The 691-nt window shown below is 67.4% G+C and carries 2 protein-coding genes; both read right to left on the reverse strand.

What is annotated here, in order from left to right; genetic code table 11:
* The coding region (locus C7I36_RS16890) for a 2Fe-2S iron-sulfur cluster-binding protein (protein ID WP_146137358.1) at positions 1-167 on the reverse strand (167 nt) is incomplete at its 3' end.
* The coding region (locus C7I36_RS16895) for an NADH-ubiquinone oxidoreductase-F iron-sulfur binding region domain-containing protein (RefSeq protein ID WP_281258166.1) at positions 167-691 on the reverse strand (525 nt) is incomplete at its 5' end. The genes C7I36_RS16890 and C7I36_RS16895, both read right to left, overlap by 1 nt.

Raw genomic sequence — 691 nt, forward strand, 5'->3', positions numbered from 1 at the left:
GTGGCGCACAGTTTGGGGATGTTGATGTCCACCAGGGCGGCGGCGCGCATCACCGAGGTGCCTTCGGGCACGGTCACCTCGACGCCATCGATGTTCAGGGAGACCAGGGTGGCCGACTCGACGGCCGGGGTACCCAGGTCTTTTTCGGGATAAAAATGCTCAACCATCAGCCTTCGCCTCCCTGGCGGTGGAAATCTTCGGGAAAATACTGCAGTGCGCTCTTGACCGGGAAGGGCGTCATGCCGCCCATGGCGCAGAGCGAGCCCTGCATCATGGTGTCGCACAGCTCCTCCAGCAGGGCCAGGTTGGCCTCGCGCTGGTCGTTGGCGACGATGCGATCGATCACCTCCACCCCGCGCACGGCGCCGATGCGGCAGGGGGTGCATTTGCCGCAGGACTCCTCGACGCAGAACTCCATGGAAAAACGGGCCTGCTCGGCCATGTTCACCGACTCGTCGAACACCACCACCCCGCCGTGGCCGAGCACGGCGCCGATGGCGGCAAAGGCCTCGTAGTCGAGCGGGGTGTCGAACTGCTCGGGCGCCAGGTAGGCACCGAGCGGCCCGCCCACCTGCACCGCCCGCACCGGCCGGCCGCTCTCGGTGCCGCCGCCGAAGTCTTCTATCAGTTCGCGCAGGCGGTGGCCGAAGGCCAGCTCCACCAGGCCGCCGCGCTTGAGGTTGCCGGCCAG

This window comes from Zobellella taiwanensis (genome assembly GCF_003012795.1).
GTDB lineage: Bacteria > Pseudomonadota > Gammaproteobacteria > Enterobacterales > Aeromonadaceae > Oceanimonas > Oceanimonas taiwanensis.